The sequence below is a fragment of the Streptomyces sp. DH12 genome (assembly GCF_020873895.1).
Lineage (GTDB): Bacteria > Actinomycetota > Actinomycetes > Streptomycetales > Streptomycetaceae > Streptomyces.
Window position 1 is genome coordinate 1 of sequence record NZ_JAHWGT010000731.1, and the last position, 505, is coordinate 505.

1 protein-coding gene is annotated in these 505 nt (G+C 76.4%); it reads right to left on the minus strand.

Annotation, left to right across the window (positions count from 1 at the left end; genetic code table 11):
• Positions 1 to 505 (minus strand): TOBE domain-containing protein (locus tag LPA54_RS36765; RefSeq protein WP_228984833.1); only part of this gene is annotated, 505 nt, incomplete at both ends.

A 505-nucleotide genomic window follows, 5' to 3' on the forward strand; every position in this document is an offset into this window, starting at 1 on the left:
GCCCGGGTCCGTCCAGCGTGGCCACGGCGCCCGTGCGCGCGGAGTGTGGGCGGAGGGCGCCCGCGCGCTCCCGGAGGCGGTCCAGCACGGTGCCGCCCTCGCGGCGGCGGCGCCGGGCAGCCGGACGGCCGGGGGCCGGGCGGGGGGCCTCCAGCTCGGGGACGACGGCGGCGCGGGAGCCGGTGTCGAAGTGCACCAGCACCTCGTGGCCCTGGAACTCCAGGTGCTCCACCAGGCCGGTGAGGGGCACCTCGCCGGGGCGCGCGGCGGACGGCTTGGCGATCCGCACGGCCTCGGAGCGCAGGCCCACGATGACCTCGCGGCCCTGCTGCACCCGCAGCAACTGGTGGTCCAGGGACAGCGGTTCGGGCAGCCGCAGGAACTGCTTGCCGAGACTGACGGTCATCGCGCCGTCCAGCGGGGCGCGGACCAGACCGCGCAGCAGATTGATGCGCGGGGTGCCGATGAACGCGGCGACGAAGACGTTCTCCGGCAGGGAGTACAC